Origin of the sequence: Limosilactobacillus rudii (genome assembly GCF_014145455.1) — a bacterium.
GTDB classification, from domain to species: Bacteria; Bacillota; Bacilli; order Lactobacillales; family Lactobacillaceae; genus Limosilactobacillus; species Limosilactobacillus rudii.
The window spans coordinates 1-24499 of sequence record NZ_JACIVB010000060.1 but is presented as its reverse complement, the minus strand read 5'-3'; the positions used below and the strand labels follow the sequence as shown (position 1 = coordinate 24499).

General features: G+C 36.6%; 32 protein-coding genes. 27 read left to right on the top strand and 5 right to left on the bottom strand.

Features of this window, described 5'->3' with window-relative positions:
- Positions 1-51 precede the first annotated feature (51 nt).
- From H5S39_RS08345 to trxA, 6 genes are all read left to right on the top strand, one after another.
- Positions 52-318 carry an IreB family regulatory phosphoprotein gene (locus tag H5S39_RS08345; protein ID WP_182596650.1) on the top strand — a complete coding sequence of 89 codons (267 nt, stop codon included), beginning with the start codon at positions 52-54 and terminating at the stop codon, positions 316-318.
- Positions 315-758, top strand: coding sequence for a Holliday junction resolvase RuvX (gene ruvX / locus H5S39_RS08340; protein ID WP_182596649.1), 444 nt, complete (start codon positions 315-317; stop codon positions 756-758). Before H5S39_RS08345 ends, ruvX begins: the two co-directional genes overlap by 4 nt.
- Positions 759-767: 9 nt before the next feature.
- The gene (locus tag H5S39_RS08335) at positions 768-1067 is read left to right on the top strand and encodes a DUF1292 domain-containing protein (protein WP_153931248.1); all 300 of its coding nucleotides are present in this window, start codon (positions 768-770) and stop codon (positions 1065-1067) included.
- Between the two features lie 112 nt (positions 1068-1179).
- Entirely contained in the window at positions 1180-1716 is a 537-nt protein-coding gene (locus H5S39_RS08330) for a CvpA family protein (RefSeq protein ID WP_182596648.1), read from the top strand.
- A gap of 1 nt (position 1717) precedes the next feature.
- Positions 1718-4093 carry an endonuclease MutS2 gene (locus tag H5S39_RS08325; protein WP_182596647.1) on the top strand — a complete coding sequence of 792 codons (2376 nt, stop codon included), beginning with the start codon at positions 1718-1720 and terminating at the stop codon, positions 4091-4093.
- 88 nt (positions 4094-4181) lie between these two features.
- On the top strand, positions 4182-4496 hold the full coding sequence (trxA, locus tag H5S39_RS08320) for a thioredoxin (protein ID WP_182596646.1): 315 nt from the start codon (positions 4182-4184) through the stop codon (positions 4494-4496).
- A gap of 64 nt (positions 4497-4560) precedes the next feature.
- Here trxA and H5S39_RS08315 read toward each other — a convergent pair whose 3' ends face one another.
- Positions 4561-5112: a YslB family protein gene (locus H5S39_RS08315; protein WP_182596645.1), complete on the bottom strand. Its 552-nt coding sequence runs from the start codon at positions 5110-5112 to the stop codon at positions 4561-4563.
- A gap of 154 nt (positions 5113-5266) precedes the next feature.
- On the opposite strand from H5S39_RS08315, the gene murI reads away from it, so the two are divergent.
- The 4 genes from murI to cbpB are packed head-to-tail and all read left to right on the top strand — an operon-like array spanning position 5267 to position 7643.
- On the top strand, positions 5267-6076 hold the full coding sequence (murI, locus tag H5S39_RS08310; protein ID WP_182596644.1) for a glutamate racemase: 810 nt from the start codon (positions 5267-5269) through the stop codon (positions 6074-6076).
- Positions 6073-6660, top strand: a complete 588-nt coding sequence (locus H5S39_RS08305; RefSeq protein ID WP_182596643.1) for an XTP/dITP diphosphatase — start codon at positions 6073-6075, stop codon at positions 6658-6660. The genes murI and H5S39_RS08305 overlap by 4 nt, the downstream gene beginning before the upstream one ends.
- A gap of 4 nt (positions 6661-6664) precedes the next feature.
- Complete coding sequence (locus tag H5S39_RS08300; protein WP_182596642.1) at positions 6665-7183, top strand: metallophosphoesterase; 519 nt, start codon at positions 6665-6667, stop codon at positions 7181-7183.
- Positions 7184-7199: 16 nt separating this feature from the next.
- On the top strand, positions 7200-7643 hold the full coding sequence (gene cbpB / locus H5S39_RS08295; RefSeq protein WP_182596641.1) for a cyclic-di-AMP-binding protein CbpB: 444 nt from the start codon (positions 7200-7202) through the stop codon (positions 7641-7643).
- A 141-nt stretch (positions 7644-7784) separates the two neighbouring features.
- Here cbpB and H5S39_RS08290 read toward each other — a convergent pair whose 3' ends face one another.
- Positions 7785-8621, bottom strand: coding sequence for an HAD-IIB family hydrolase (locus H5S39_RS08290; protein ID WP_182596640.1), 837 nt, complete (start codon positions 8619-8621; stop codon positions 7785-7787).
- Entirely contained in the window at positions 8611-9486 is an 876-nt protein-coding gene (locus tag H5S39_RS08285) for a mechanosensitive ion channel family protein (RefSeq protein ID WP_182596639.1), read from the bottom strand. The genes H5S39_RS08290 and H5S39_RS08285 overlap by 11 nt, the downstream gene beginning before the upstream one ends.
- A 143-nt stretch (positions 9487-9629) precedes the next feature.
- Here H5S39_RS08285 and H5S39_RS08280 point away from each other — a divergent pair, with 143 nt between their 5' ends.
- Together H5S39_RS08280 and H5S39_RS08275 are read left to right on the top strand one after the other, a co-directional pair.
- Positions 9630-10070, top strand: coding sequence for a DUF948 domain-containing protein (locus H5S39_RS08280; RefSeq protein ID WP_182596638.1), 441 nt, complete (start codon positions 9630-9632; stop codon positions 10068-10070).
- A complete protein-coding gene (locus H5S39_RS08275) occupies positions 10063-10509 on the top strand; it encodes a hypothetical protein (RefSeq protein WP_182596637.1) in 447 nt (148 codons plus the stop codon). Before H5S39_RS08280 ends, H5S39_RS08275 begins: the two co-directional genes overlap by 8 nt.
- A gap of 161 nt (positions 10510-10670) precedes the next feature.
- Here H5S39_RS08275 and H5S39_RS08270 read toward each other — a convergent pair whose 3' ends face one another.
- A complete protein-coding gene (locus tag H5S39_RS08270) occupies positions 10671-11771 on the bottom strand; it encodes a M24 family metallopeptidase (RefSeq protein WP_182596636.1) in 1101 nt (366 codons plus the stop codon).
- Between the two features lie 160 nt (positions 11772-11931).
- Between H5S39_RS08270 and ccpA the strand changes: the two genes are divergently transcribed.
- From ccpA to H5S39_RS08195, 15 genes are all read left to right on the top strand, one after another.
- A complete protein-coding gene (gene ccpA, locus H5S39_RS08265; protein ID WP_182596635.1) occupies positions 11932-12942 on the top strand; it encodes a catabolite control protein A in 1011 nt (336 codons plus the stop codon).
- 13 nt (positions 12943-12955) lie between these two features.
- A complete protein-coding gene (locus H5S39_RS08260) occupies positions 12956-13807 on the top strand; it encodes a hypothetical protein (RefSeq protein WP_182596634.1) in 852 nt (283 codons plus the stop codon).
- Positions 13808-13881: 74 nt separating this feature from the next.
- Positions 13882-14625 carry a YebC/PmpR family DNA-binding transcriptional regulator gene (locus H5S39_RS08255; RefSeq protein ID WP_153931321.1) on the top strand — a complete coding sequence of 248 codons (744 nt, stop codon included), beginning with the start codon at positions 13882-13884 and terminating at the stop codon, positions 14623-14625.
- A gap of 169 nt (positions 14626-14794) precedes the next feature.
- Positions 14795-15772 carry a competence type IV pilus ATPase ComGA gene (gene comGA / locus H5S39_RS08250; RefSeq protein ID WP_182596633.1) on the top strand — a complete coding sequence of 326 codons (978 nt, stop codon included), beginning with the start codon at positions 14795-14797 and terminating at the stop codon, positions 15770-15772.
- A complete protein-coding gene (locus tag H5S39_RS08245; protein WP_182596632.1) occupies positions 15690-16760 on the top strand; it encodes a type II secretion system F family protein in 1071 nt (356 codons plus the stop codon). The genes comGA and H5S39_RS08245 overlap by 83 nt, the downstream gene beginning before the upstream one ends.
- Positions 16760-17071, top strand: coding sequence for a competence type IV pilus major pilin ComGC (gene comGC, locus H5S39_RS08240; protein ID WP_182596631.1), 312 nt, complete (start codon positions 16760-16762; stop codon positions 17069-17071). Before H5S39_RS08245 ends, comGC begins: the two co-directional genes overlap by 1 nt.
- Positions 17068-17517, top strand: coding sequence for a type II secretion system protein (locus H5S39_RS08235; RefSeq protein WP_182596630.1), 450 nt, complete (start codon positions 17068-17070; stop codon positions 17515-17517). The genes comGC and H5S39_RS08235 overlap by 4 nt, the downstream gene beginning before the upstream one ends.
- Positions 17480-17770 (top strand): hypothetical protein, encoded by a 291-nt coding sequence (locus H5S39_RS08230; protein ID WP_231832875.1) that lies wholly within the window; start codon positions 17480-17482, stop codon positions 17768-17770. Before H5S39_RS08235 ends, H5S39_RS08230 begins: the two co-directional genes overlap by 38 nt.
- On the top strand, positions 17752-18204 hold the full coding sequence (locus H5S39_RS08225; RefSeq protein WP_220477097.1) for a ComGF family competence protein: 453 nt from the start codon (positions 17752-17754) through the stop codon (positions 18202-18204). The genes H5S39_RS08230 and H5S39_RS08225 overlap by 19 nt, the downstream gene beginning before the upstream one ends.
- A gap of 296 nt (positions 18205-18500) precedes the next feature.
- Positions 18501-19454 (top strand): class I SAM-dependent methyltransferase, encoded by a 954-nt coding sequence (locus tag H5S39_RS08220; RefSeq protein WP_375139117.1) that lies wholly within the window; start codon positions 18501-18503, stop codon positions 19452-19454.
- Positions 19455-19468: 14 nt separating this feature from the next.
- The gene (locus H5S39_RS08215) at positions 19469-20665 is read left to right on the top strand and encodes an acetate/propionate family kinase (RefSeq protein WP_182596629.1); all 1197 of its coding nucleotides are present in this window, start codon (positions 19469-19471) and stop codon (positions 20663-20665) included.
- A gap of 124 nt (positions 20666-20789) precedes the next feature.
- Positions 20790-21398 carry a metallophosphoesterase gene (locus tag H5S39_RS08210; RefSeq protein ID WP_182596628.1) on the top strand — a complete coding sequence of 203 codons (609 nt, stop codon included), beginning with the start codon at positions 20790-20792 and terminating at the stop codon, positions 21396-21398.
- 25 nt (positions 21399-21423) lie between these two features.
- A complete protein-coding gene (locus tag H5S39_RS08205) occupies positions 21424-21978 on the top strand; it encodes a YutD family protein (protein ID WP_182596627.1) in 555 nt (184 codons plus the stop codon).
- Positions 21975-22745, top strand: coding sequence for a TIGR01457 family HAD-type hydrolase (locus H5S39_RS08200; RefSeq protein WP_182596626.1), 771 nt, complete (start codon positions 21975-21977; stop codon positions 22743-22745). Before H5S39_RS08205 ends, H5S39_RS08200 begins: the two co-directional genes overlap by 4 nt.
- A complete protein-coding gene (locus tag H5S39_RS08195) occupies positions 22729-23376 on the top strand; it encodes a TIGR01906 family membrane protein (RefSeq protein ID WP_182596625.1) in 648 nt (215 codons plus the stop codon). Before H5S39_RS08200 ends, H5S39_RS08195 begins: the two co-directional genes overlap by 17 nt.
- Here the strand turns inward: H5S39_RS08195 and H5S39_RS08190 are convergent.
- Positions 23350-23997 carry a VTT domain-containing protein gene (locus H5S39_RS08190; protein WP_182596624.1) on the bottom strand — a complete coding sequence of 216 codons (648 nt, stop codon included), beginning with the start codon at positions 23995-23997 and terminating at the stop codon, positions 23350-23352. The genes H5S39_RS08195 and H5S39_RS08190 overlap by 27 nt on opposite strands.
- Positions 23998-24499 lie beyond the last annotated feature (502 nt).

The window sequence follows — 24499 nt, the reverse complement described above, 5'->3', positions numbered from 1 at the left end:
GATAATATAGTAAAATGGGTGTTTGAAGAGAATGTCTGGAGGTGACGATTGATGGCTACAAATGATAAGACGATGTTTTTTGACTTTGATCAAGAACGTCAGGAAGATATTAAGCAGACACTAAAGACAGTTTATGAATCACTAGAAGAGAAGGGGTATAATCCGATTAACCAAATTGTGGGTTACCTTTTATCTGGTGATCCTGCGTATATTCCCCGCTTAAATGATGCACGTAACTTGATTCGTCAACATGAACGTGACGAAATAATTGAAGAGCTTGTGCGGTCGTATCTAAAGAATAATGGAGAAACTAAATGAGATTAATGGGATTAGATGTTGGGTCCAAGACAGTTGGTATTTCTGTTAGCGATCCTCTCGGCTGGACAGCTCAGGCAGTTGAGATTATTCCAATTGACGAAGAAAATGAAGTTTTTGGCATTGAACGTGTCGCGCAACTAGTAAAGAAAGAACAAGTTGCTGGTTTTGTAATTGGTCTTCCTAAGAACATGAATAATACTGAAGGTCCCCGCGTTGAGGCTTCTCAACACTATGGCAAGCTATTACAGCAACGTTTTCCAGATATTCCAATAGACTTTCAAGATGAACGGTTGACGACAGTAGAAGCACATCGAATGCTAGTCGAAGAGGCAGATATTTCACGTGCTAAACAAAAAAAGGTAATTGATGAGGTGGCAGCGACATTTATTCTACAAAGTTATTTAGATCGGCATGGTCGCCTTGTCGCTAAACTAAAATGAGGAATTAATATGAGCAAACAACAAGAAAACAACGAAAATATGATTACGTTAATTGACGAGAATGGTAATGAACAATTATTCAAAGAATTATTTACATTTGACTCAGATGATTATGGAAAATCATATATTTTTATTTACCCTGCCGAACAGGAAAATGATGAATCCGTTGATATTCAAGCCTACATTGTTGCTGATAATGAAGATGGTGACGGGCAGGACCTTGTTCCGATTGAAGACGACAAGGAATGGGACATGGTAGAAGAAGTATTAAATACTTTTCTTGATAACGATGGTAACTTCAAAGCCTGATAATTTTAGTGAGTCTATTTAGACAGGATAATTAAATTATTAACTTAAGGGAGCTGTGGACATCTTGTCGCAGTCCCTTTTATTTACTATTAAAAACGAAGGGAATACTGGAATGATTTTAACAACCTTTATTATTCTTATCTTAATTGGGTGCTTTGTTAATGGCCATCGTCGCGGATTACTTACGATGGTGTTAATGTTAGGAACATATATTATCGCTTGGCTAGTAGCGCGTCAAGGAGCGCAACTTATCGGTGGTTGGTTAAAGTCTTTATTACCTAATATTGGAACTGAGGCAACTTTTTCAGCTAACTTATTGACAGAGGTGAATAGTAACCTATTCTTTTATAATGGAATTGCCTTTATGATAATTTTTACTATTGTATCAATTCTTTGTCATTGGGGAATTCACCAGTTAAACTGGATAAAGAAAATTCCCGTTATTGGTACTGCTGATAAATTAGCTGGCGGGGTTGTTTCATTTTTAATTGGTTACATGATAATCTTTGTTGTTTTAATTGTTATGCAGTTGTGGCCAGTTGGTTGGTGGCAAATGCAGATAGCGACTTCGGAGTTGGCACGATTTATTATCAATCAAACTCCAGGAATAGCACATTTAGTGATTGATACCCTGACTCAAGGAGGATAATATGAATCATAAAATTTTAGAAACATTAGAATTTAATCGAGTAAAGGAACAAATAGCCCCATATCTTGTATCAGCCGCAGGACACCGGGAATTAAAACGTCTCGTTCCGCAAACTGATTATGAAACAGTGCAAGAACTTCTAACCGAAACTACAGATGGAGCAGATATTTTAAGATTAGAAGATGGGATACCTATTCCACAGCTTGCGGACATTAAACCCCAGTTAAAGCGATTAAAAATACAAGCAAGTTTAAATGGGACAGAATTAGCACAAATTGTTAAAGTCTTGCAAACCAGTATGAGTATAAAAAACTTTTTTGACCAAATGAGGGAAAAAAAGATTAAATTGCGAGTATTAAATAATCAAGTAGATCAATTAGTAACTATTCCGTCAATTACTCAGCGCTTAATTCGCTCAATTGATCCAGATGGCCGAATAAATGATGAAGCCTCGGCTAAATTACATGGAATTCGTCAAATAATTGTTCAAACTGAAAGTGCGATTCACCAACAGATGGAACAATATACGCGAGGAAAAAACGCTAAGTATTTGAGTGAACCCATCGTAACCTTACGAAATGATCGCTATGTTGTTCCAGTAATTGCAAGATATCGGAATAAATTTGGTGGCGTTGTTCATGACCAGAGTGCAAGTGGACAGACTTTATATATTGAGCCGGCTGCTGTCGTTGAGACCAACAATCGGTTACGGCAAGCACAAATTGAAGAACGACAAGAAATGCAGCGAATTTTAGTTGAATTATCGCAATTAATTTCGCCGTACCGTCATGATATTGGGCAAAATGAGTCAATATTGGGGCACTTAGACTTTATTAATGCTAAAGCAAAATGGGCTCATGATATTAAGGCAACTTTACCGATGTTAAGTCGCCAAAATCATGTCATGCTACGTAAGGCACGTCATCCATTAATTGACATGCACCGAGTTGTTACAAACGATATTAAAATTGGTGAGGATTACCAGGCAATTATCATTACTGGTCCTAACACTGGTGGGAAAACAATTACCCTTAAAACCCTTGGTATTATCCAATTGATGGGCCAATCTGGTTTGTTTATTCCGGCAGAAGAAGGTAGTACGATTGGTATTTTTGATAATATATTTGCTGATATCGGTGATGAGCAATCGCTGGAGCAAAATCTTAGTACGTTTTCTGGTCATATGGACGGGGTAAAGGCAATCCTTGATCAAATTACGAGCCAAAGTCTGGTCCTATTAGATGAATTAGGAGCAGGGACAGACCCCAAAGAAGGGGCAGCATTAGCGATGGCGATCCTAGATGAAATCGGTAATAAGGGAACGATGGTAGTAATTACAACACACTATCCAGAGCTTAAGGTTTATGGCTATGACCGGGCAAAGACGATAAATGCTAGTATGGAATTTGATCAAGAGACTTTACAACCAACGTATAAACTTCTGCTAGGAATTCCGGGGCGTTCAAATGGACTGGAGATTGCACGGCGGTTAGGAATTAATTCGCAAATTATTGATGAGGCCCAGTCACTTGTTAGTGATGATAGTCAAGACCTTAATAATATGATTGGTGATTTAGTTGCACAACGTAAAAAAGCTCGGGAAGAAAGTGAACGATTAGAAAAATTATTAGTTACTAATCAACGAACACAACGCGAGCTTGATGAAAAGCTGGAACGATTTAACGAACAACGAGATAAATTGTACGAGCAGGCGCGCTCAAAGGCTAATCACCAGGTGTCAATGGCAAAGAAAAAAGCTGACCGGATAATTCATCATTTACGGCAGCTTGAAATTCAGCAAGGACAGAATGTAAAAGAAAATGAATTGATTGACGCACAGGGGCAGCTTAACGCTCTTCACCAAGATAATCCTCGCTTACAACATAACTCTGTTTTACAACGAGCTAAGCAAAAGCATGACTTGCATAAAGGGGATGCTGTTTTAGTTAAATCATATGGACAATATGGTGAACTATTAGCAAAACGCGGAAATCACAAGTGGGAAGTTCAAATTGGGATTCTTAAGATGGAAATTGATGAGAATAATCTTGAAAAGGTAGCTAAAAAGGACTTACCGCGTGAAAAAGATGCGCAACGCCGCCCACGAGCAGCTGTTCATACAACCCAAACGCGGCGTACATCAGCACGGCTTGATCTTCGTGGTCATCGTTATGAACAAGCAATGAGCGAATTGAGTAATTTTATTGACCATGCCATTTTAAATAACCTTTCAACGGTGACGATCATTCATGGAAAAGGAACAGGAGCTTTACGAAAGGGAACCCAACAGTACCTACAAAGTAACCCACGCGTTAAGTCATTCGCCTATGCAGCCCCTAATGCGGGTGGAGATGGCGCAACAATTGTTAATTTATAGCACTTACTATAAAAAAGTAAGCAAACTAAATGACATCTAAGAATTGTTTTGTTAGAATAACGATAAGAAGTAATGAGGAGGAATGAATATGGCAGTAAATGTAACTACAGATCAAACTTTTGAACAGGATACTGCAACAGGTGTCACTTTAATTGATTTTTGGGCAACATGGTGTGGACCTTGTCGAATGCAATCACCAGTTGTTGATGCATTATCAGAGAAGATGCCTAATGTAAAATTCTTTAAGCTAGATGTTGACCAAAATCCAGAGACGGCACAGAAATTTAGGATTATGAGTATTCCAACATTAATGGTTAAAAAAGATGGAGAAGTTGTAGACCAGATAGTTGGTTATCATAGCGAGGATCAATTAAAGCAGATCTTGCAACAATATGTTGACTAGTAAAAATATTTGAGAATTAAAAGAGGCTAGTAAGAAAGTTTTATTCTTACTAACCTCTTTATTTTTAATTTTTATCTTTCTTTTTGCGCTTTAGTATTGAATGGCGAGTTGCTTTTTTAGGCGCGTCTTCCTCATTAGGACGATCAAGATGAATAAAGGTAACCATTTCCGAACGTTCATTGTCGGCCGCATTTTGGGGGTCGTTTTGGACCAAAATATCAACATAGTCACGATGACGATCAAAGATTTTTGCTTCAGCAACCGTCCCTAATTGAAATTCGATTTCTTGAGCAAGAAAACCGCATTCTAGCCCAAAGGACGTTTCTTCTTCGTCACGTTGAATTCTTTCTTTGACAATTACTCCAGACAACCGCCACAACTGAGTAGTATTACTTTTTTTACGTAATGCTAACCGGCCAAAACCGAGTTGATTTGTCAAATATACCAGATCCGTTGGAGTTGCTACAGGATATACGCGGGCAAGGTCTTTACCAATCCAATATAGCATCTCATCTGTCTCTTTACCGAGAATTGCCGGGAGAATAACATCGCGCATTGTTCCCGTTGCTAATCCTTGATGGCCTGCTAATAACTGGTTATATAATTTTTGACTCATAAACAACTCGCTCCTTTTTAACAATCATTATTATTATACTTAAAAATTAAGATCTTAATAGTGGTAAACTTGAAAAACTTGCAAAATATTGATTAGAAACGGATAATATAGTTTCAAAGCTTTAAACGTTTTAATAGATTAAAGGGGTGTAAAAATGGATAAGCGACCAATTGGTGTTATGGATTCTGGCCTAGGTGGACTTTCTGTAACCCGTGTACTTCGCGATCAATTACCCAATGAGTCAATTGTATTCGTTGGTGACCAAGGACACTTTCCATATGGAATAAAGACCAGAAAAGAAATTCAACAATTATCTTTAAAAATTGGTAATTTCCTTTTAACTCATGATATAAAGCTAATGGTGATTGCCTGTAACACTGCTACAGCAGCAGCATTACAGCTTTTACAAGAAAAATTGCCAGTACCAGTGATTGGCGTTATCAAGCCGGGAGCAGCAGCTGTTGCAAAACATGGTTATCAAGTAGTTGGTGTTATTGGAACAGAATCCACAATTAAAAATAATGCATATAAAAAAGCATTGGATAAGGTTGATCCAACGCTTAAGGTTATTAGCCATTCTACACAACCGCTTGTATCAATTGTTGAACACGGTCAAACTGGTACAACAATTGCCCAAAAAACAGTGAATAAGGAATTAAGTGTATTTGATAATCAACCAATTCAAGCTTTAATCTTAGGATGTACGCATTTTCCATTTTTAGAAAAAGAAATTGCCCAGAAACTTGGTCAAGATGTCCAGTTGATTGACCCAGCTTATGAAACGGTTCGCCAAGTAAAAGAATTCTTGACTAATCAACGGTTACTAAGTGATGACGCTAGCCCAAGAATTGAATTATATTCAACCGGTGAAGTTGAAGACTTAGTTGATGGTGCTCAAAAATGGTTGCCTAATGGATACACGAAATGTGAGCATATTCAATTAGATATGGAGGATCAACGATGAAGACGATTGTGATTGCAACTAAAAATGAAGGCAAAGCACGCGAATACCAGAAGATGCTTGAACCACAAGGAATTGAAATTAAAACTCTTGCTGACTTTCCGGGAATTAAAATTGATGAGAATGGTAAAACATTTGAAGAAAATGCGACGATTAAGGCAATGACCGTTGCTAAAAAATTGCAACTACCAGTGATGGCAGATGATTCGGGGTTAGTTGTGGATGCATTGAACGGGGCACCAGGCATTCATTCTGCAAGATACGCAGGAGACCATGATGATGCGGCAAATAATGCAAAACTATTACAAAATTTAATTAATGTTCCCGACCCTAAAAGAACTGCACATTTTCATACGACAATTGTAGCCGTTAAACCTGATGGAACAAAGTTAGTAGCAGAAGGGCGCGTTGACGGCCACATCCTTCATCGACCAACTGGAGAAAATGGCTTTGGTTATGACCCGCTCTTTTATGTAGATGAGTTAAAAAAGTCGATGGCTGAATTAACTGCTGATCAGAAAAATAACATTAGTCATCGAGGAAAAGCATTGCGGTCGTTCATGCGTAACTTTAATGATTGGTGGTAATTTTATGAAAATACTCGTTGTGAGTGATAATCATCGTGAGGAAAAGATACTAACAAAGATTATTCAACAGGTAGGAGACAAAGTTGACTTACTGGTCCATTGTGGAGATTCAGAATTGCTGCCTGATAGAGAACCGATGAATAGATTTAAGGCAGTAAAGGGAAATAATGATTACCGTCTTCCGTATCCGACAGAATTAATGATAAATCAAGGAACGGAAAATGTTTTTGTTACACATGGTCATTTACAGCAAGTGAATTTTTCACTTACTCCCTTGATGCTTACCGGTGAAGAAAAGGGCGCTTCAATTATTTGTTATGGTCACACTCATCAATTAGGAGTAGCTTATGATCATAAGATGTTGATTGTTAATCCGGGCAGTATTAGTTTTCCCCGTGGTGAATATGCACAGATTGGTGGTACTTTTGCAATTATTAAAGCACAGCCGACCCAATTTATCGTTGACTTTTATGATCGACAAATGAAGCCGGTTCCCCAGTTGCATCGAGAGTTTGATCGTTAAAAAGGAGTGTATTTTTGTGATTGATCAGCGATTACAAACGTTATTGCTGAAAAATAAGCATAAGTTTATGATTCCGGCAAGCTTAGTGGCAACGGTAAATCAAAGTAATAGTCTAGACCATGCTTTTTTAGTTTTAACTAAAGATCGGTACGCTAAAATTGTTGTGGTGGACAATAAGAATCATTACTGTGGTCAAATTTCTTTGGCAATGATTACGGATCGACTATTAGACACTCAGCGAATCAATGTTAACCGGCTTCATAAATTAACGGTAGCAGATGTTATGCAGACCGATGCACCAGCCATTACTGATCCGGTCGATATTGAAGAAAATTTGCACTTGCTAATTGATCAGTCCTTTTTACCAGTGATAGACAAAGATAATAATTTTTGTGGTATTGTTACGCGACGAGAGATATTAAAAGCGGTAAATTTTACGGTTCATACATTTGGTAAATAGTAAAAGGTATTTGTCAAGTTTGGATAAACAACAATTAGGGCCTCAGTAGTCGGTAAAAGCCGAGCACTAAGGCCCTAATTGTTACTATGCGATAAAATTTCAATTACTGATTGGACTGACAATCGTCTACCAACCGTTTCATTAGTGATTATTTTTAATTAATGTGTTAATCGTTTGTAACACACCATCGTGATTGTTATCGTTTTGGGTAGTATGTGCAGCTTGCATTTTAATGATTGGTTGAGCATTTTTCATTGCGTAACTTTGTTCAGTCATTGCAAGCATTCCAAGATCATTTTCGTTATCCCCAAAAGTAACGATTTCGTTAGCTTGTAGATTAAAGTGGTCTTGCAAAATGGAAAGAGCATTTTGCTTAGTAGCGACAGCATTGCCAATTAGGTCCGTGTTGAAACCTGAATTTTCCATAATTAATGAAGGGGGTAAATAGCCATCTAAGGTTGTAGCAACCTTTTTGAGACTTATGTGGTTAGCAAAGTTAATCGAAAGTTTAGTAAAGTTTTCATTAGGTCGTTGCCGAAAGATAGTTCGGATATCGGGAACGCGTTCAACTTGTTCGTAAAAGATTTTAACAATTGCAAAATCGTGAGCACTCATTCCTTGATCAACATAGGACTTTTCACTAGTTGAAATTACTAACTGATTGATGTCATTAGGCCCATAAAAACGGTCAAGGACATGGATAACGCGTGCTAATGATTCTTGATTAATAGAAAATGATTTAAATAGTTGGTTGCCAAGATGGATGACCGAGCCATTTTGGGAAATGAAGCCCATTTTATTGACATAATCTTTGAATTCACGTTGGAGACGAGGAAAACTTGATCCACTTGCTGCAACAAAGTAAATGTTATGGCGTTCAAGTTGATGAAAGACTTTTTTGAATAGTGAATGATTATAAGTATGATCATCATTTAAAAACGTTCCATCCATATCTGTAGCGATTAATTTAATGCTCATTGTTCATTCCCTCCCAGGCAATTGGAATATTATTTATTCGTAATTCTTTGAGGTATGCGGCCAGAAAACGACTGGCAACGGTTGACTGCTTGCCGCTTGTGGCAGTTATTGTAACCCTAAATACTAAGGCCCCATCAGGTGTGACAACGGGGCCAACGATGACTGGCTTTAGTTGAAGGGCATTTATTTGTGGTACTAACTTATTATTGACCTGAGTAATAACTTGTTCGACCTTGCTAAGCGGCGTTTTAGAAGTGATATGGATATCAATATTAGTAACCATATTATTTCGCGAAAAATTTTGAACAATAACGATGTTACGGTTAGGAATATAGTTAAGTGTACCGTCTGAACTTGTGACTTGAGTGGTTCGGATGCCAAGAGCTGTTACTGTTCCCTTTATTTGCCCAATTTGGACAGTATCACCAACATCTAACTGTTGTTCAAGCAGAATGAAAAAACCAGTAACAATGTCACTAACAAGACTTTGCGCACCAAGCCCTAATGCTAAACTGAAAATACCGGCTCCAGCGATCAAGGTACCAACTGGAACGCCAATTTCAGATAAAATTGCATATAAAAGAAAAAAGTAACAAGTATAACGGTAAATATTTAACACCAGGGTCCTTACGGTTGCCATTCGGTTGCTATTTTTAAGGACATTATATTTTTTTGATTCTTGAAATAAGTGTACAATAATGACCCGCCCAACCCACAGGATAAGTAGAAATAATATAAATGTAACAATGATTAGCAAGAATTTGCTTAATATTTGTTGTGAAATTTCATGCCAGGATAAATCGGTAAATGCTTTTTTTACCTGTTCCATTTGTTTTGATGTAAATGAAGTTGCGCCAATAATCATTACTTACCTCCTAAAAAATACTAATAAATATTTTAACAGGGAAAGTAAACTCTTGTCGACTACACTAAATTGTTGTTTTTCTTTAATTTATGATATTCTTAGTATTGAATAAGTAATTTCGAAACCAAAGGAGGGATTGTCAGATGACTTTTGGCCAACTGGCAGGGTTAATTGCGGCAATCGCATTTTTAATCTTAGTCATTTTTGCATGTATCCTGTTGAATCACTTAAGTAAGACGATGAAAGAAACGAATAAGAGTATTACCACTTTAACGCGTGACATTCATTATCTTAGTCAGGAAATGGAAGATGTATTAAGTAATACGAATACATTGCTAGATGATATTAATCATAAGTCAGAGCAATTGGATCCTGCTGTAAAGGCAGTTGCTGATGTTAGTAGAAGCGTATCTGAAGTAAATAGTTCACTTCAGGAGATGGCAGAAAAGGTTCGGATGCGGCGTGAAAAACGACAATTTGATCGGGGAATTTTTAAGTTTGCCGGTAAAACAATTGTTTTAGAGGCGTTTAATAAGTTTAGACAACACCGTAAGCAGAAGAAAGGAATGACAAATAATGAGTAAAAAATTACTTGCTGGAATGTTATTAGGTGGTGCGGCTACATATGCTGCATGGAAAAAAATGGCTCCAGCTAAAAAGGCAGCATTAAAACAAAACCTTGATGAAAAGTTCAATAAGGTTGCGGATTATGTGACCGATTATACTTTGGATGCTTTAGATATTGTTGATGATTTAGTAAGTGATTCTAACATTAATGATAAAGTTAGTGGTGCAGCTGATGCTGTTAATAATGTTACTGGCAAAGTAAAAGATAGTGCCAACAAGGTTGTTAACCGGATGACTAACGATGATTTTGATAAGCAAACTGCTGATATTCGTGCAGAATTAGCAAAGGACAAAGCGACAGCAGATGATAGTAACGATATTATCATCGATGCAACGAGTGATCAGGAAAAATCCACGACGGATGATACTGAAACTAAGAAAGAAGAAAATAAGTAATAAACTAGGTTCGTAAGGATTCAAAAACACTCCTCCTAAATCAATATGGTTTAAGAGGAGTGTTTATTTTTATTACAAAGGTAATGCGAAATCAATCGTTGGATTAGTCTAACAATCGAGATGCCCATTATTCTAGGTGTATTTTAAGAAAATTGCTCGAACTACTTAGGAAAGGTTAGTAATTCCTTTGTGGTATGGGTGAATGGTTTACAGCCGGTATCCGTGATGTGTACACAATCTTCTATTCGTACCCCCGCAAAGCCAGGAATATAAATACCTGGTTCAATTGAAAAGCACATTCCAGGTTGCAACTCTAATTTGTTCCCTTCCATAATGGATGGGAATTCATGCTCGCTGCTACCCATCCCGTGTCCTAAGCGGTGAATAAAGTATTCTCCATAACCGGCCGCCGTAATAATATTACGAGCAACTTGATCGAGTTCTTCAGCCGTGATTCCTGGTTTAGCAGCATCTTGAGCAGCTAACTGGGCTTCAAGACAAACTTTATAAATATCTTTTTGTTTGTCGTTTAAGGATCCTACAGCAATCGTCCTAGAGGCATCGCTAATGTAACCATCAACGATTGTTCCAAGATCAAAAAGAACAAGTTGATGATTTTGAATTTTATTATCACTGGTTGCCCCATGCGGTTCAGCAGCGTGGGGTCCAGCTTGAACAAGAGTATCGAAGCTCATTTTATTAATCCCATGTTGTTTAAGCGCGTATTCTAGGTCAGCAGCAACTTCTTGTTCAGTTTTACCTACTTGAACAGCTTCAAAGCCAATTTTAAAAGCAAAATCAGCCCATTTTCCAGCCTTATTTAATTTTGCTATTTCATCAGGACTTTTGATCATTCGCATTTGAGCAATAAGTGGCGAAAGGTCAGTATTAAAGCGAGCATGCGGAAGCGCTGTTTCCAAAGAACGCAAACGGTCAACAGTTAATGATTCTCCTTCGATTCCCCAGTTAATGAGTGTGCCAGCGTGATGTTGTACATGGTCAGCAATCATGGCAAACGGGTTTTCGTGGTCAAGATAACCATATACGGGATATGTCCAGCCAGTATCCTTGATTGCTTCGACTTCAAGTGCGGGAGCAAATAGAAATGGATCATCATTAGCAAAAATAACCAATGCTAGTACTCTTTCAACCGGATCACTGAAGAAGCCGGTTAAATAATTGATGGTCATGGGATCACTGATATAAGCAGCATCGAGCCCTTTATCATTGAGGGCTGCTTGTAATTGCGCAAGCTTTGTCATCACGTTCACTTCCTTTAAAAGATTGCGAATATTATATCATATTGTTACAAAAATAAAAAAATATGTGGGAACGTTTGCCAATTGGAAGTAAATCTGCTATATTAACTAGGTTATGAAAAAATATGAAAACAGATTATATCAATAAAGAAAGGGCTATCTTATGGAAAAACAATCAGTTACAATTTATACGGTTGCCCGCGAAGCTCGTGTTTCAATGGCGACAGTTTCACGAGTAGTAAATGGCAATCCAAATGTTAAACCCGAAACTAGACAAAAAGTGCTAGATGTAATTAAACAATTGAATTACCGCCCTAATGCAGTTGCACGAGGGCTCGCTTCAAAGCGAACAACGACAGTCGGCGTAGTTATTCCAAGCATTACTGATCCATATTTTGCTGAGTTAGCGTTAGGGATCGACGATGTTGCATCAATGTATAAATATAATATTATTTTAACTAACTCCGATTCAGATGACGAAAAGATCCTAAAGGTAGTTCGGAACTTACTCGCCAAGCAGGTTGATGGGATTATCTTTATGGGTCACGATGTTTCTGATGACTTGCGTAACGAGTTTGAAAGTACCAATACCCCGGTAGTTGTTGCCGGATCAATTGCTAACGATGATAACTTACCAAGTGTCCGAATTGATTATCGTGCCGCGGCTAAAGAAGCAACCGAGTTTTTATTAACGCATGGTAATCAACAGGTTGGGTATATTACAGGGCCACTACGGTATTCAATTAATGGTACAGAACGTCTTAATGGTTATAAAGACGCATTGGCAGACCATAATGTTAAGTTTGAACAGTCATTAGTCGTTGAAACAGATGGCTCATATCAAGCAGGTTATGCTAAGACAAAGGATATTATAGCTAATGGACTTAAAGCGGTGTACGTTACCGATGATAGTTTGGCCGCTGGGTTGCTTAATGGATTGACGGATGCAGGTGTAAATGTTCCGGCAGATTTTGAGATTGTGTCTTCAAATGATACGAATTATACTAAGCTTGTTCGGCCAATGTTAACGTCAATCACGCAGCCTCTTTATGATATTGGTGCTATTTCAATGCGATTATTAACAAAGTTGATGGATGGCGATGACAATAACGACGATGAGAAGAATGTTATCCTCGATCACGGCTTTGTTGAACGGCAATCGACACGTAAATAGGTTGTGATTAGCTGTGACAACCCGTAGTGAATTACGAGCACAACGTGAAGAAGCAATTCAAGCTACTTCAGCAGAACAAAATAATCATCCTCAGCATCACATTATTTTTCGATTGTGGGGGATTATTTGTTTAATTTTAATGTTGCTATCCATTTTACTTAATTCAACGCTATTAAATGCAAGTTTTGTAAAAGATGAGATAACTAATTCGTCACTAGAGTCATTAATGTTGAATCAAATTAATAGCAGTTTGACACAGTATGGAATTTCAACGTCAGTTTTGAAAAAGAGTGATACGGATAAGCTAATTACGCAGGCAGTTGATCAAGTATATGCTGGTGAAAAAATTAATCTGGATTTATCAACAGTAGTAAATAGTGTTAATGATTCTGTTAATTCACAATTAGCACAGTATGGTTTATCGACATCGATGCTTCCTGCTAATGGTTCGTCAGCCATTACAAGTAATATTAATTCAATGGTTAACAGTCAGCTCAATACACCAGAAGTTACGCAGGTTATTTCTGAAATAAAATTAGCCAAAGGTATTGCTAATGCAGTGCTGGTTATTAGTTTGCTTAGCTTGATCATATTGATAATTAAGGGTATCTGGCAACACCATGTTCTTTCAAGTTTTAGTTGGATATGCCTGATTGGTGGAATCCTTTATACAGGAGTTTTAATGGCGATTCACGGGATTGCCATTCAGGTTGGTCAGCAACAGCCTGATCTTAGTCCGTTTATTGTGCAAGTTGCGGATGCGTTTCAACAGCGTGGCTTTAATTATTCATTGTTGACGATTGGATTTGGAATTGTTTTATTTATTTTGCAATTTGGCAAGAGAAGATGGCAAGAACGTCGTTGACCTTGAATTAACGGTAAATATTTGCTAAAATTTATCTGTTTGTATTACATTAATAAAGAAAAGAGGAGTCAGTAATGTCAGGACATTCAAAATGGCATAACATTCAGGGACGTAAGAACGCCCAAGATGCTAAGCGTGGTAAGATTTTCCAAAAAATTTCACGTGATTTGTACCAAGCAGCTAAAGCAGGTGATCCTGATCCAGCGAACAACGCTCAATTACGGCTTGTAATCGACAAGGCACATGCTGCTAACATGCCTAAGAAGAATATTGACCGTGCTATTGCTAAGGCTTCAGGTATTGGTGGAGCTAAGTTCGAAGAGGTTACTTATGAAGGTTATGCTCCAGGTGGTGTGGCCGTAATGGTTTCTGCTCTTACCGATAATAAGAATCGGACAGCATCGGCAGTTCGTTCAGCCTTTAGTCATTCTGGTGGTTCATTGGGTGCTAGCGGATCAGTTTCATACATGTTTGATCGGAAAGGATTAATTGAAGTCCTTCGTGATGGCCTTGATAAGAGTGAAGATGATATGTTGATGGATGCTTTAGATGCAGGAGCTGAAGATATGAAGGCTACTGACGAGAAGTTCCAAATCTTTACTGATCCAAGTAACATGACAGCAGTTCGTGATGCCCTTCAAGAACAAGGATATGAGTTAGATACTGCTGAAGTTACGATGATCCCTCAAAATCGGACGGAAGTACCTGCTGATAAAGCAAAGCAATACCGTCATTTGATTGACGAATTAACAGAAAATGATGATGTTGCTGATATTTATGAAACTGGGATCTTACCAGATGATGATGACGAAGAATAATTAAATTCTTAATATTATAGTTAGACTTTGTTAAATAAAGTTAGAAAGACTCAAAGTACTATTTTGATAGTATTTTGGGCCTTTTTTTGTTTAAAAATTATTATTTTTAAGATTTTATTAGTGCATTTCTATTTTTTATACGTATTTAAATAATTAGGGAGGTTAAAGAATGACAAGTTTTGAAGAACAATTAACAACCGTTATTAAAGAAGCTGCTAACGACTTATATATATTGCCAAGGGATAATTATTACCAGTTATTGATGGCAAAGAATGGAGAAATTATTGCTTTACGAAAGGTATCAGAAAAATATGGTCAACATTTTATCTCATACTTAAAATATCAGGCTGATATGGCTGTTAGCGAGCATCGTCGTCCACAATTAGGCTCATTTAATTTTGTTTGTGAAGAACAGAATGTAAATTTGAGGTTATCTAGTGTTGGTGATTATCGAGGTCGCGAATCACTAGTTATTCGTTTTATTTACCAGCTTATTGATACCCAATTTAATTTCTTAGTCCCACAGCATTGGGAAGCCTTGCAAAAGTGCTGTCAGCAACGCGGATTGATACTATTTGCAGGGCCAATGGGGGCCGGAAAGACAACGACAATGTATCAGCTTGCACGAGCACTGCTCCCTGATAAAGTTGTTTTGACAATTGAAGATCCTGTGGAAATAGAAGAACCAGGATTTATCCAATTACAGGTAAATGATTTAGCAGGAATGGATTATCAAAGCTTGATAAAAGTTGGCTTACGGCATCGTCCTAATGTTTTTATTATAGGAGAGATCCGGGATGCACAAACAGCAGCTATGACCGTTCAGGCAGCGCTGAGTGGACACCTAGTATTAGGGACAATCCATGCTCAAAACGCTAAAGGGGTTATTGCGCGTTTACAACAATTAGGAATTGACCGTTATTATCTACAACAAGTTCTAACAGCAATTTCTTATCAGCGACTTCTGCCTTTAACGAATGGGAAACAAGCAATTCTATGTGATTTGCTATACCAAGGACACTTAATGAATAGCATTATTAATAATGGAGAAAGAGGAATGTCAGATGAATGGACAAAAAATCTTAAGAATGCGGTGGCAAAAGGGAAAATATCGCCTAAAGTTGCAGAAGAATTTGCCCAAGGCTAAGCTCAATCAACACCAACAAGCAGTAGTATTTTTACTATTGGCTGATTTATTGGCGGTTGGATTTTCAATTCGCCACGCCCTAAAATTCATTGGCACAGTAAATTCTAAGATGGCTCCATGGGTTACCCTCATCGATCAACGAATGAAAGGTGGCTCTAGTTTTGCGCAGAGTCTGCAAAATGAAGTTAAAGCAGATTTATATTATCAGTTATTATTAGCTGAAAAGCATGGCAACCTCACAAAAACATTGACAGAAACAGGAAAATTAATGACGGCCCAAGAAAGACAACGAAGAAAATTATTAGGACTTCTTCAATATCCGTTAATTTTATTAATTATGTTAGTTATTGTGATTATTAGTTTAATTTTATTTGTATTTCCGGAATTAAAAATGTGGCAGGAAGGAAACGATTCTTTGGCTTTTTTGAACTGGATCAAATTCTTAGGAAGTTATTTATTAACTTTTATTTTTATCTGGACATTTTGTCGGTGGTGGCATTGGCGAAGACTGCCTAAAGAGAAACAAATAATAAAAATTTGTGGGACACCGATTATTGGAAAATGTTATTGCTATTATTATCAATACTATTTAACAAGTATTTTGGGAATGATGGTTCAAGAGGGGATGTCGATCGCTGAAATTTGTCAATTAACACAAAAATTTCATAAGGATTCGATACTGTACATTTTTGGCAAAAAAGCAATGAGGATCCTTCAACAAGGAGGAGACCTTACTAATATGGTTGCCGCTTATCCTTTTTTACCTAATGAATTAATTGTGTTTATGAATAAAGGGATGACTTTAGAAAAAATGGGACAAGATTTAACGGCTTTTGCAAGTTTAAGATTTAAGACACTGACCAATTCTATTGAACGATTATTAATATATGTTCAGCCGATTATTTTTTGCATTATTGCAATTATAATTGTCTGCTTATATTTAAGTATTTTGTTACCAATTTATCACTCGTTTCAAGGAGCTTATTGATGAAATTTTTAAAAAGAAAACAGTCTGGGTTTACGTTATTAGAAATGTCAATTGTATTATTTATTATTAGTTTGTTAGTACTAATAATACTGCCAAATCTATCGCAACAACGAAAACATGCTAACAGTATTCATGGAAAAGCAATGGTTTCAGTAATTCAAACGCAGATTGATGCTTATGAAAATGAAAATGGTACGGATAATGTCGGGCTTGATGAACTAAAAAATGCAAATTATTTAACAGCAGCTCAGGTTCAACAAGCTCATCGTGAGCGAATAGTAATTGTGGATGGAAAGGCAATCCAACGATGAATGGGAAGAGAACGGGCTTTACTTTTTTTGAGACAATTATTGTTCTAGGAATAACGGCGCTAATTTTAACTGTTACAATTCCGTCGTTTACGAGAAGTCGACAAGTAATGGCAGAGGAGCGTTTTTGGCGATTATTTCGGCGTGAATGGCGCCAAGCTCAATTACGAGCTGAAGTCAGCCAGCAACTTACGGTCATTAGATACAACAAGGTAGGAGAAACAATGTATTTTCGTTGGAGTGATGGGTGCAATGAAATAGTTATTCCCGCTACATTGCGGGTACGGTCTTTTAGTGAAGTCGTAATTTCACCAACTGGATATACTAGGGCACGTACACAAGTTTTCCAGTCGGCTATAAACCATCATTTATTTTTAATGAAAATTCAATTAGCATGGGGAGGATATCGAGTTGAAGAAAAAGACGCAGGGAGCATTTATGATGGCTGATGGTCTGGCAGCTACGATGGTTATTGCCTTAGGTGTCAATTTGTTTTTTATTTGTGAGCAGCAATTGCAACATCAGTATCAGGTTAGTCAGCAAAAATTAGCTGTCATTCGCTTAGGAAAAGAAGTAAGTGACTTATATGCTATAAAAAAGGAACAGGTATCCTTGAGTAGAAAAGGATTAGTTGCAAATGCTACCGCTCAAAAAGTAAGTGTTTATTATAAGGATAATTGTTTATGGCAAGTAACAAGATAAAAAAGCCAGCATTTACATTAGTTGAGGGAATTTGTGCATTGATAATTGCCTCGCTAGTAGTTATCAATATTAGTTTAGTAATGACTAGTGTGAAAAAAGCTAATAGGGTAGATTTAGATTCATCAATCGATTGGTACTTATTCATTCAAGAATTAGAATCTCCCAATCATCGTTTTGAAGTAGTACAGGTTCAAAAACGCCATTTATTTTTATATAGTCAAGTAGCTCAGCGAAATTATGAATTGAAAGGTAGCGTCAATTTATTTTTAACGTGTGTACGTAGTGGCGGATATTTACCATTATTAGATAATGTAAAAGCTCATAGTTTTTCTTTTACGCAATTAGATTCGCGGAGAGTTTTAATAGAGGTGGAGCGGACAAATGGAAAAACAGATAGCGCAATTGTTAACTTTTATTCTCAATCAAAACATTAAGAAGGATGGTTATGTTTTGGTTGTAAGTATTGCAGTCCTGCTTATCATAAGCTCAGTACTTTTATATCAGTATCATTATTACCAAGAGAGTCAACAATTGGTAAAAGATTTGTCATCAGTCTATGTAACTAGAATAAAAGATAATCTTAGGTAGACCAATAGGAGTGTTACCTTGAATTTGACTGGAATAATAGTTAAACTAATAAAGTAATGATTGTATTATTTGGAGGCGACTACCACTGACACAGAAAACACCACAGCAATTGTTTGAGCTTTTTGATAAGGCAACCGAAATATTGCAGGCAGCATTAAACTGTTCGTATTTAGATGCATTTTTAGAAAACGCTGAAAATATTATTGATAATAATACTGTCCGTGTAGATAATGGAATTCCTAATGAAAAAGCTGTACATGAATTGCAAACAATATATCAAGAATTAGATTTACAAAATGTGAAGCCAGAGATTATCCGGCAAATCATTCAGCTTAGTTTTTTGAAAGTAATTCGTAAAGATGCAATTCAAGCTAATCATCAGATGACACCTGATACTATTGGGTTGATTATGGCTTTCTTAATTGAAAAAGTTACTAAGGCCAAGGAAATCAAAACTATCTTTGATCCAGCAGTTGGGACGGCTAATTTATTGACTACGGTTATTAACCAATTAAAAACTGATGGAGATAAGGATATTAGAGGATTCGGTATTGATAATGATGATGCAATGCTTCAAGTTGCTAGCGTAAGTACTGAATTGCAGCACCTTGATATTAAGTTGTATCACCAGGATGCGATTACTGCGCTAGATATTCCTCAATGTGACTTAGCAGTTTCAGATTTACCAATTGGTTATTATCCACTAGATGAAAATGCTAAAAATTATCAAACGAGGGCAAAAGAGGGGCATTCATATGTACATCATTTGTTGATTGAGCAAGCAATGAATTATCTTGAGCCTGGTGCTTTTGGTGTATTTTTAGTTCCTAGTAGTCTTTTTCAAACAAAAGAATCACAATCATTTGTTAAATGGATTCAGTCTGTTGCCTATTTACAAGGACTTATTAATTTACCGGCTGAGCTTTTTGCCAACCCTAATGCGCAAAAGTCAATATTACTATTGCAGCGTCAAGGTGGTAATAGTAAACAGGCTAAAAAGGTACTATTGGGTGAGTTCCCTTCATTCAAAGATAAGCCTAAATTTGCTTCATTTATGGATGATATTAACCAATGGGTAGCAACGAATTTACGTTAAAGGAGAAATTTTCAATGTCAAAAACAATCGCAGTTAATGCCGGAAGTTCAACACTAAAGTTTAAGCTATTTGATATGCCTAATGAAGATGTAGTCGCTGAAGGTACAATTGAACGAATCGGTGAAAAGATGGGCCATGCTAAGATTAAATTTGGCGATGGACAAAAGCATGAGGAAGAACAACCATTTGAAGATCATGGGGCAGCAGTTAATTATTTACTAGATAAGTTAATTGCATTAAATATCGTTGCAAACTACGATGAAATTACTGCCGTTGGTCACCGGATTGTTGCTGGTGGAGAGTTCTTTAAGGATTCGACTGTTATTGATGATGATGTCATTAAGAAAATTGACGAATTGTCAGAGTATGCACCGCTTCATGAACCAGCTGAATTAATCGGCATTAAGGCCTTCCAAAAAGTATTACCAAATGCGTTTGCGGTTGCGGTATTTGATACGTCTTTCCACGTTGATATGCCAGAGATGAATGCTTTATATAGTGTACCCTTTGATTGGTATGAAAAATATGGTGCGCGGAAATATGGTGCCCATGGTACTAGCCACCGTTATGTAGCGGGACGTGCTGCTGAAATGTTAGGTAAGCCATTGAAGGATCTTAAATTAATTACAATGCATATTGGTGCCGGAGCTTCAATTACTGCCGTAAAGAATGGTAAATCATTTGATACATCAATGGGCTTTACTCCAGTTGCAGGGATTACAATGGCAACTCGGTCAGGGGATGTTGATCCTTCATTGGTTTCATTTATGCAAGGTAAACTGAACTTATCTTCGGATGAAATGATTGACATTTTAAACCACAAGTCTGGATTAATTGGTATTTCCGGAATTTCTCCAGATATGCGTGATATTCTTGCGGCTGCAGAAAAAGGGAATGACCGTGCTCAATTAGCACTTGATATTTATGTAAACCGTATTGTTCGTTATATTGGTGCATACATTGCTGAAATGGGCGGTGCAGATGCGATTGTATTTACAGCTGGTGTTGGTGAAAATAGTGCGCCAATTCGGAAGATGGTTACTGATAAATTAGGTTACTTTGGCATTAAAATTGACCAGGAAAAGAATGATTGTCATGGTGTTGAACGTGACTTATCATCAGCTGATGCTAAGATTAAGACATTGTTAATTCCAACAAATGAAGAATTAATGATTGTTCGGGATATTGAACGTTTAAAGAAAAACAAGTAATAATTACTAAACATAGTAGTTATCAGTTTAAGTGGCTAGTTGGCAATAAAAATTTGTCTCTAGTCACTTTTTATTTTAGAATTTAGAATAATTGATACATGTATTAAGAAAAAGAGGCATGTTTATGAAATTTGTTACATCTGATACACACTTTTTTCATGATAGCTTGCTAGGAATGAGTGATTTTGCACCGCGCCCGTTTGCTAATGTTAATGAGATGAACCAGACAATAATTAATAATTGGAACAATAAGGTTGATGAAAATGACATTGTCTATCATTTAGGAGATATTGCGCTATATTTTATTAAGCCGCAGAAAAAAGCTTACCAGGCTATTTTTGAGGTACTTAACCAGTTGAATGGGCATTTAATTTTAGTAAAGGGCAATCATGATAGTCGGGCTTTTTTTAAATACTTGGAGAGTAAAAATTATACGTTTGCTGGAATACCTAAATTTCAGTTTCATGATGTTGGTGTACTAATGAAATACAACCATTGTCAGTATTATTTAACGCATTATCCGATGATGTTAGGAATTGCTCCGCAGATAATTAATCTTCATGGACATATTCATCATTACTCAGTGCCAATAAAGGAAAATATTAATGTAGGCATTGACGCACCAGAACTAGATTATCTTAATTCCAAGCCGTCGTTTGGGGAACCGTTGAATCTTCACGAGATAGAAGAAATAGCAGCAAAAAAAGCTGTTAAGTTTCCGCGGCAGAAATAAAATTTTAGAGGAGGAAAGTAAGTAGATGAATCGAGCAAAAATACAGGATTATATAGACCAGCGCGAGGAGCAACGAACTTTAATTTATCATGTTGAAAAGATTGATGATACACATTTTGAAATAAATGGACATCCATATGAGTTAGTTAAGAATTATCGTGATGGTTTTAGTTCGGAAAGTTTAGCAGAGCGCTTTAGCAGTATTTTAAGCAAATATGACTATATTGTAGGAGACTGGGGATACGATCAGTTACGGTTGAAGGGCTTTTATGACGAACATAATCCGTTGTATGAACCTGATCAAGGTGTAGACACTATTGAAGATTACTTATTTGAGTATTGTAATTTTGGATGTGCATACTTTATTATTCATAATGATGATGTTTGTATTCCGCGTCAGCATAATCGACGACAGCGGACAGCGCGACGACGGACACCGATAATTCATGAACGATATCGAAAAGTACGCCAGCCGAGTGTTCGTCAGCGGCATAACCAACATGCAGAACGTGTAAAGAATGGACATCATCAAAAATTTGTAATTCATCAACGGAAGAAGAGGAGCGAAGTAAAACGATGAGGGATTATCAAGGGTATTTTATTGACCTCGATGGAACTACATATAAGGGTAAGCAGCAAATTCCTGCCGCTGCTAGATTTATTAAACATCTTCAGGACGCACAAAAGGACATTTTATTTGTGACAAATAATAGTACGCGCACACCAGAATTTGTGGCAGAAAATCTTCGAAAAAATCATAATATAAACGTTACAGCGGCAAATATTTATACGACAGCACTTGCTACTGCCGATTATCTTTTGTCTGTTGCTCCTTCTATGAGTAAAGTTTATGTTGTCGGCGAGTCGGGGCTGAAGCAAGCATTAGTAAATAATGGTTTTGTCATTACTGATAATGATCCAGCCTATGTAGTAGTAGGATTAGATACAGATGTTACCTACGCGAAATTAGAAAAGGCAGTTTTATTAATCCGCAATGGAGCTACCTTTATTGGAACTAATGCTGATAGTAACCTCCCTAATGAACGGGGGATGGTTCCTGGCGCCGGGTCAATTGTAAAATTGGTAGAATATGCTACCCAACAGCAACCGATAATGATTGGTAAGCCGGAATCAATTATTATGAAAATGGCGTTAAAGAAAGTTCAATTACCTAAAGAAAGTGTAATTATGGTTGGAGATAATTACCATACGGACATTCAAGCTGCGATTAATGTAGGGATGGATAGCTTGCTGGTATATACCGGATTATCACGTCCTGATGAGGTGTTAAGAGAAAGAATACAACCTACGTATACGGTGAAGAGCCTTGATGAATGGAAAATATGAAGTAATTGAACAAGGAAAAGCAATATTATTAGCATTATTAAGTTTAGTAATAGCGATTAGTATTGCTTTTTTCATTGTTATAAATATGTCACCGCTCTTTGTAACAATTCCTAATCATTTATTAGGACTTTCACGACCAGCCTTATTAGCTGATTATTCAAGGATAATTGCTTATCTCCAACTTCCGGGGATACAGCCATTGAGACTGAAGTATGTTCCTATTACTGGGACAGCGATTGATCACTTTAAAGACGTGAAAAGGCTTGTGTTATTTAATGAATTGTTAATAGTTACTATCGGTCCCTTATTATTTTATATGTTTAAATTACAAAAACGGCAAAATCAGCTATGGCGCTTAATTTTGCCGTTTCAAATGTTATTTATCTTATTAGTTTTTGGTGGTTTTGTTGGATTAACAAATTTCAGTAGCTATTTTATTGAATTTCATTATTTATTTTTTTCTAATATGGACTGGGTATTTAATCCTGCAGCTGATCCAATTATTGAATTGATGCCAGAAAGCTTTTTTGAATTGCTCTTTAGCTTATGGCTTGTGATAGCCTTGCTAATCTTCTTATTGATATGGGGATGGGTAAAGTTAACTTTACGCGCTTTCTTTAACAAATCGTGATCTAATTGCCCCAACGATTGCAGGAATTAGTGTTACGACAATAATTCCGATAATGATTACTGAAAAGTGTTCTTGAACAAATGGCAGATTTCCAAAGAAGAAGCCAGAGCCACAACATAGTAGTACCCATGTTACACAACCAATTATGCTGTATTTAAAAAACTGTCGATATGGAAAACCTGAGCCGGCGGCAGCAAAGGGAGCAAACGTCCGAATAATCGGGATAAATCGAGCAAGAATTATTGCTGGTGCACCATGCTTTTCAAAGAAAGCTTCGGCGCGTGCCAAGCTTTCTTTATTGATGAGTTTTCCAAATAGGGAATGGTTAGATAAGCTCTTTCCTACTTTATGACCGATTAGGAAGTTAAGGGAGTCACCACCGAGACAAGCACAAAGAAAGAGAAAAATGAAAAGCCAAATATTAAGATTGTAACGAGGATCGGCAGCAAGTGCACTAGCTGCAAATAAAAGTGAATCACCGGGTAAAAATGGTAAAATTACTGCTCCGGTTTCAATGAAGATGATTGCAAACAGGATTAAGTATGTTGCATCACCAAATTGATTAACGATTTGAATTAAGTGAACATCGATGTGTAATATAAAGTCAATAAGGGTTGCCAATTTAATTCTCCTTTTTATATTAAATATAAGATAATACTGTTAAAGTGTATCAAGATAAATTTTTGTTGTGAAGTATTCAGCTAAATTTTTAAACAAGATATTACAATATCGATTGATGACTTGGTAATAATTTTAAGGCGAAGTTTTTAAAATTAATTGTTTGGAATTACTTAATAAGTAGCTAATATCGATAGGGATCCATTGTTTATTTTGTTTTAAATACGAACTTCAAAGAAGAAAGTTAAACTATAAATTCGCATCAGTTTTTATAAATAAAAAAATCTTAAAGAAATTGTTGACAAGTATGATGTTACACGGTATAGTAGTTATCGTTGTCAAGGCAATTGATTGTTGCCCAAGAGTTTAACAATTAAATTAAAAAAGTTGTTGACATGAAGATGATGACATGATATATTAATAAAGTTGCTGATTGAGTTATCGATCAAAAGAAATTCTGAATTATTTAAAATTTCTTCTTGACAAGTTAAATCAACATATGATA

Bases quoted from the DNA above. Each gene is read 5' to 3' on its own strand.
- H5S39_RS08345 (WP_182596650.1), top strand. From the start codon at position 52: ATGGCTACAAATGATAAGACGATGTTTTTTGACTTTGATCAAGAACGT.
- ruvX (WP_182596649.1), top strand. From the start codon at position 315: ATGAGATTAATGGGATTAGATGTTGGGTCCAAGACAGTTGGTATTTCT.
- H5S39_RS08335 (WP_153931248.1), top strand. From the start codon at position 768: ATGAGCAAACAACAAGAAAACAACGAAAATATGATTACGTTAATTGAC.
- H5S39_RS08330 (WP_182596648.1), top strand. From the start codon at position 1,180: ATGATTTTAACAACCTTTATTATTCTTATCTTAATTGGGTGCTTTGTT.
- H5S39_RS08325 (WP_182596647.1), top strand. From the start codon at position 1,718: ATGAATCATAAAATTTTAGAAACATTAGAATTTAATCGAGTAAAGGAA.
- trxA (WP_182596646.1), top strand. From the start codon at position 4,182: ATGGCAGTAAATGTAACTACAGATCAAACTTTTGAACAGGATACTGCA.
- H5S39_RS08315 (WP_182596645.1), bottom strand. From the start codon at position 5,112: ATGAGTCAAAAATTATATAACCAGTTATTAGCAGGCCATCAAGGATTA.
- murI (WP_182596644.1), top strand. From the start codon at position 5,267: ATGGATAAGCGACCAATTGGTGTTATGGATTCTGGCCTAGGTGGACTT.
- H5S39_RS08305 (WP_182596643.1), top strand. From the start codon at position 6,073: ATGAAGACGATTGTGATTGCAACTAAAAATGAAGGCAAAGCACGCGAA.
- H5S39_RS08300 (WP_182596642.1), top strand. From the start codon at position 6,665: ATGAAAATACTCGTTGTGAGTGATAATCATCGTGAGGAAAAGATACTA.
- H5S39_RS08290 (WP_182596640.1), bottom strand. From the start codon at position 8,621: ATGAGCATTAAATTAATCGCTACAGATATGGATGGAACGTTTTTAAAT.
- H5S39_RS08285 (WP_182596639.1), bottom strand. From the start codon at position 9,486: ATGATTATTGGCGCAACTTCATTTACATCAAAACAAATGGAACAGGTA.
- H5S39_RS08280 (WP_182596638.1), top strand. From the start codon at position 9,630: ATGACTTTTGGCCAACTGGCAGGGTTAATTGCGGCAATCGCATTTTTA.
- H5S39_RS08275 (WP_182596637.1), top strand. From the start codon at position 10,063: ATGAGTAAAAAATTACTTGCTGGAATGTTATTAGGTGGTGCGGCTACA.
- H5S39_RS08270 (WP_182596636.1), bottom strand. From the start codon at position 11,771: ATGACAAAGCTTGCGCAATTACAAGCAGCCCTCAATGATAAAGGGCTC.
- ccpA (WP_182596635.1), top strand. From the start codon at position 11,932: ATGGAAAAACAATCAGTTACAATTTATACGGTTGCCCGCGAAGCTCGT.
- H5S39_RS08255 (WP_153931321.1), top strand. From the start codon at position 13,882: ATGTCAGGACATTCAAAATGGCATAACATTCAGGGACGTAAGAACGCC.
- comGA (WP_182596633.1), top strand. From the start codon at position 14,795: ATGACAAGTTTTGAAGAACAATTAACAACCGTTATTAAAGAAGCTGCT.
- H5S39_RS08245 (WP_182596632.1), top strand. From the start codon at position 15,690: ATGAATGGACAAAAAATCTTAAGAATGCGGTGGCAAAAGGGAAAATAT.
- comGC (WP_182596631.1), top strand. From the start codon at position 16,760: ATGAAATTTTTAAAAAGAAAACAGTCTGGGTTTACGTTATTAGAAATG.
- H5S39_RS08235 (WP_182596630.1), top strand. From the start codon at position 17,068: ATGAATGGGAAGAGAACGGGCTTTACTTTTTTTGAGACAATTATTGTT.
- H5S39_RS08225 (WP_220477097.1), top strand. From the start codon at position 17,752: ATGGCAAGTAACAAGATAAAAAAGCCAGCATTTACATTAGTTGAGGGA.
- H5S39_RS08215 (WP_182596629.1), top strand. From the start codon at position 19,469: ATGTCAAAAACAATCGCAGTTAATGCCGGAAGTTCAACACTAAAGTTT.
- H5S39_RS08210 (WP_182596628.1), top strand. From the start codon at position 20,790: ATGAAATTTGTTACATCTGATACACACTTTTTTCATGATAGCTTGCTA.
- H5S39_RS08205 (WP_182596627.1), top strand. From the start codon at position 21,424: ATGAATCGAGCAAAAATACAGGATTATATAGACCAGCGCGAGGAGCAA.
- H5S39_RS08200 (WP_182596626.1), top strand. From the start codon at position 21,975: ATGAGGGATTATCAAGGGTATTTTATTGACCTCGATGGAACTACATAT.
- H5S39_RS08195 (WP_182596625.1), top strand. From the start codon at position 22,729: ATGAATGGAAAATATGAAGTAATTGAACAAGGAAAAGCAATATTATTA.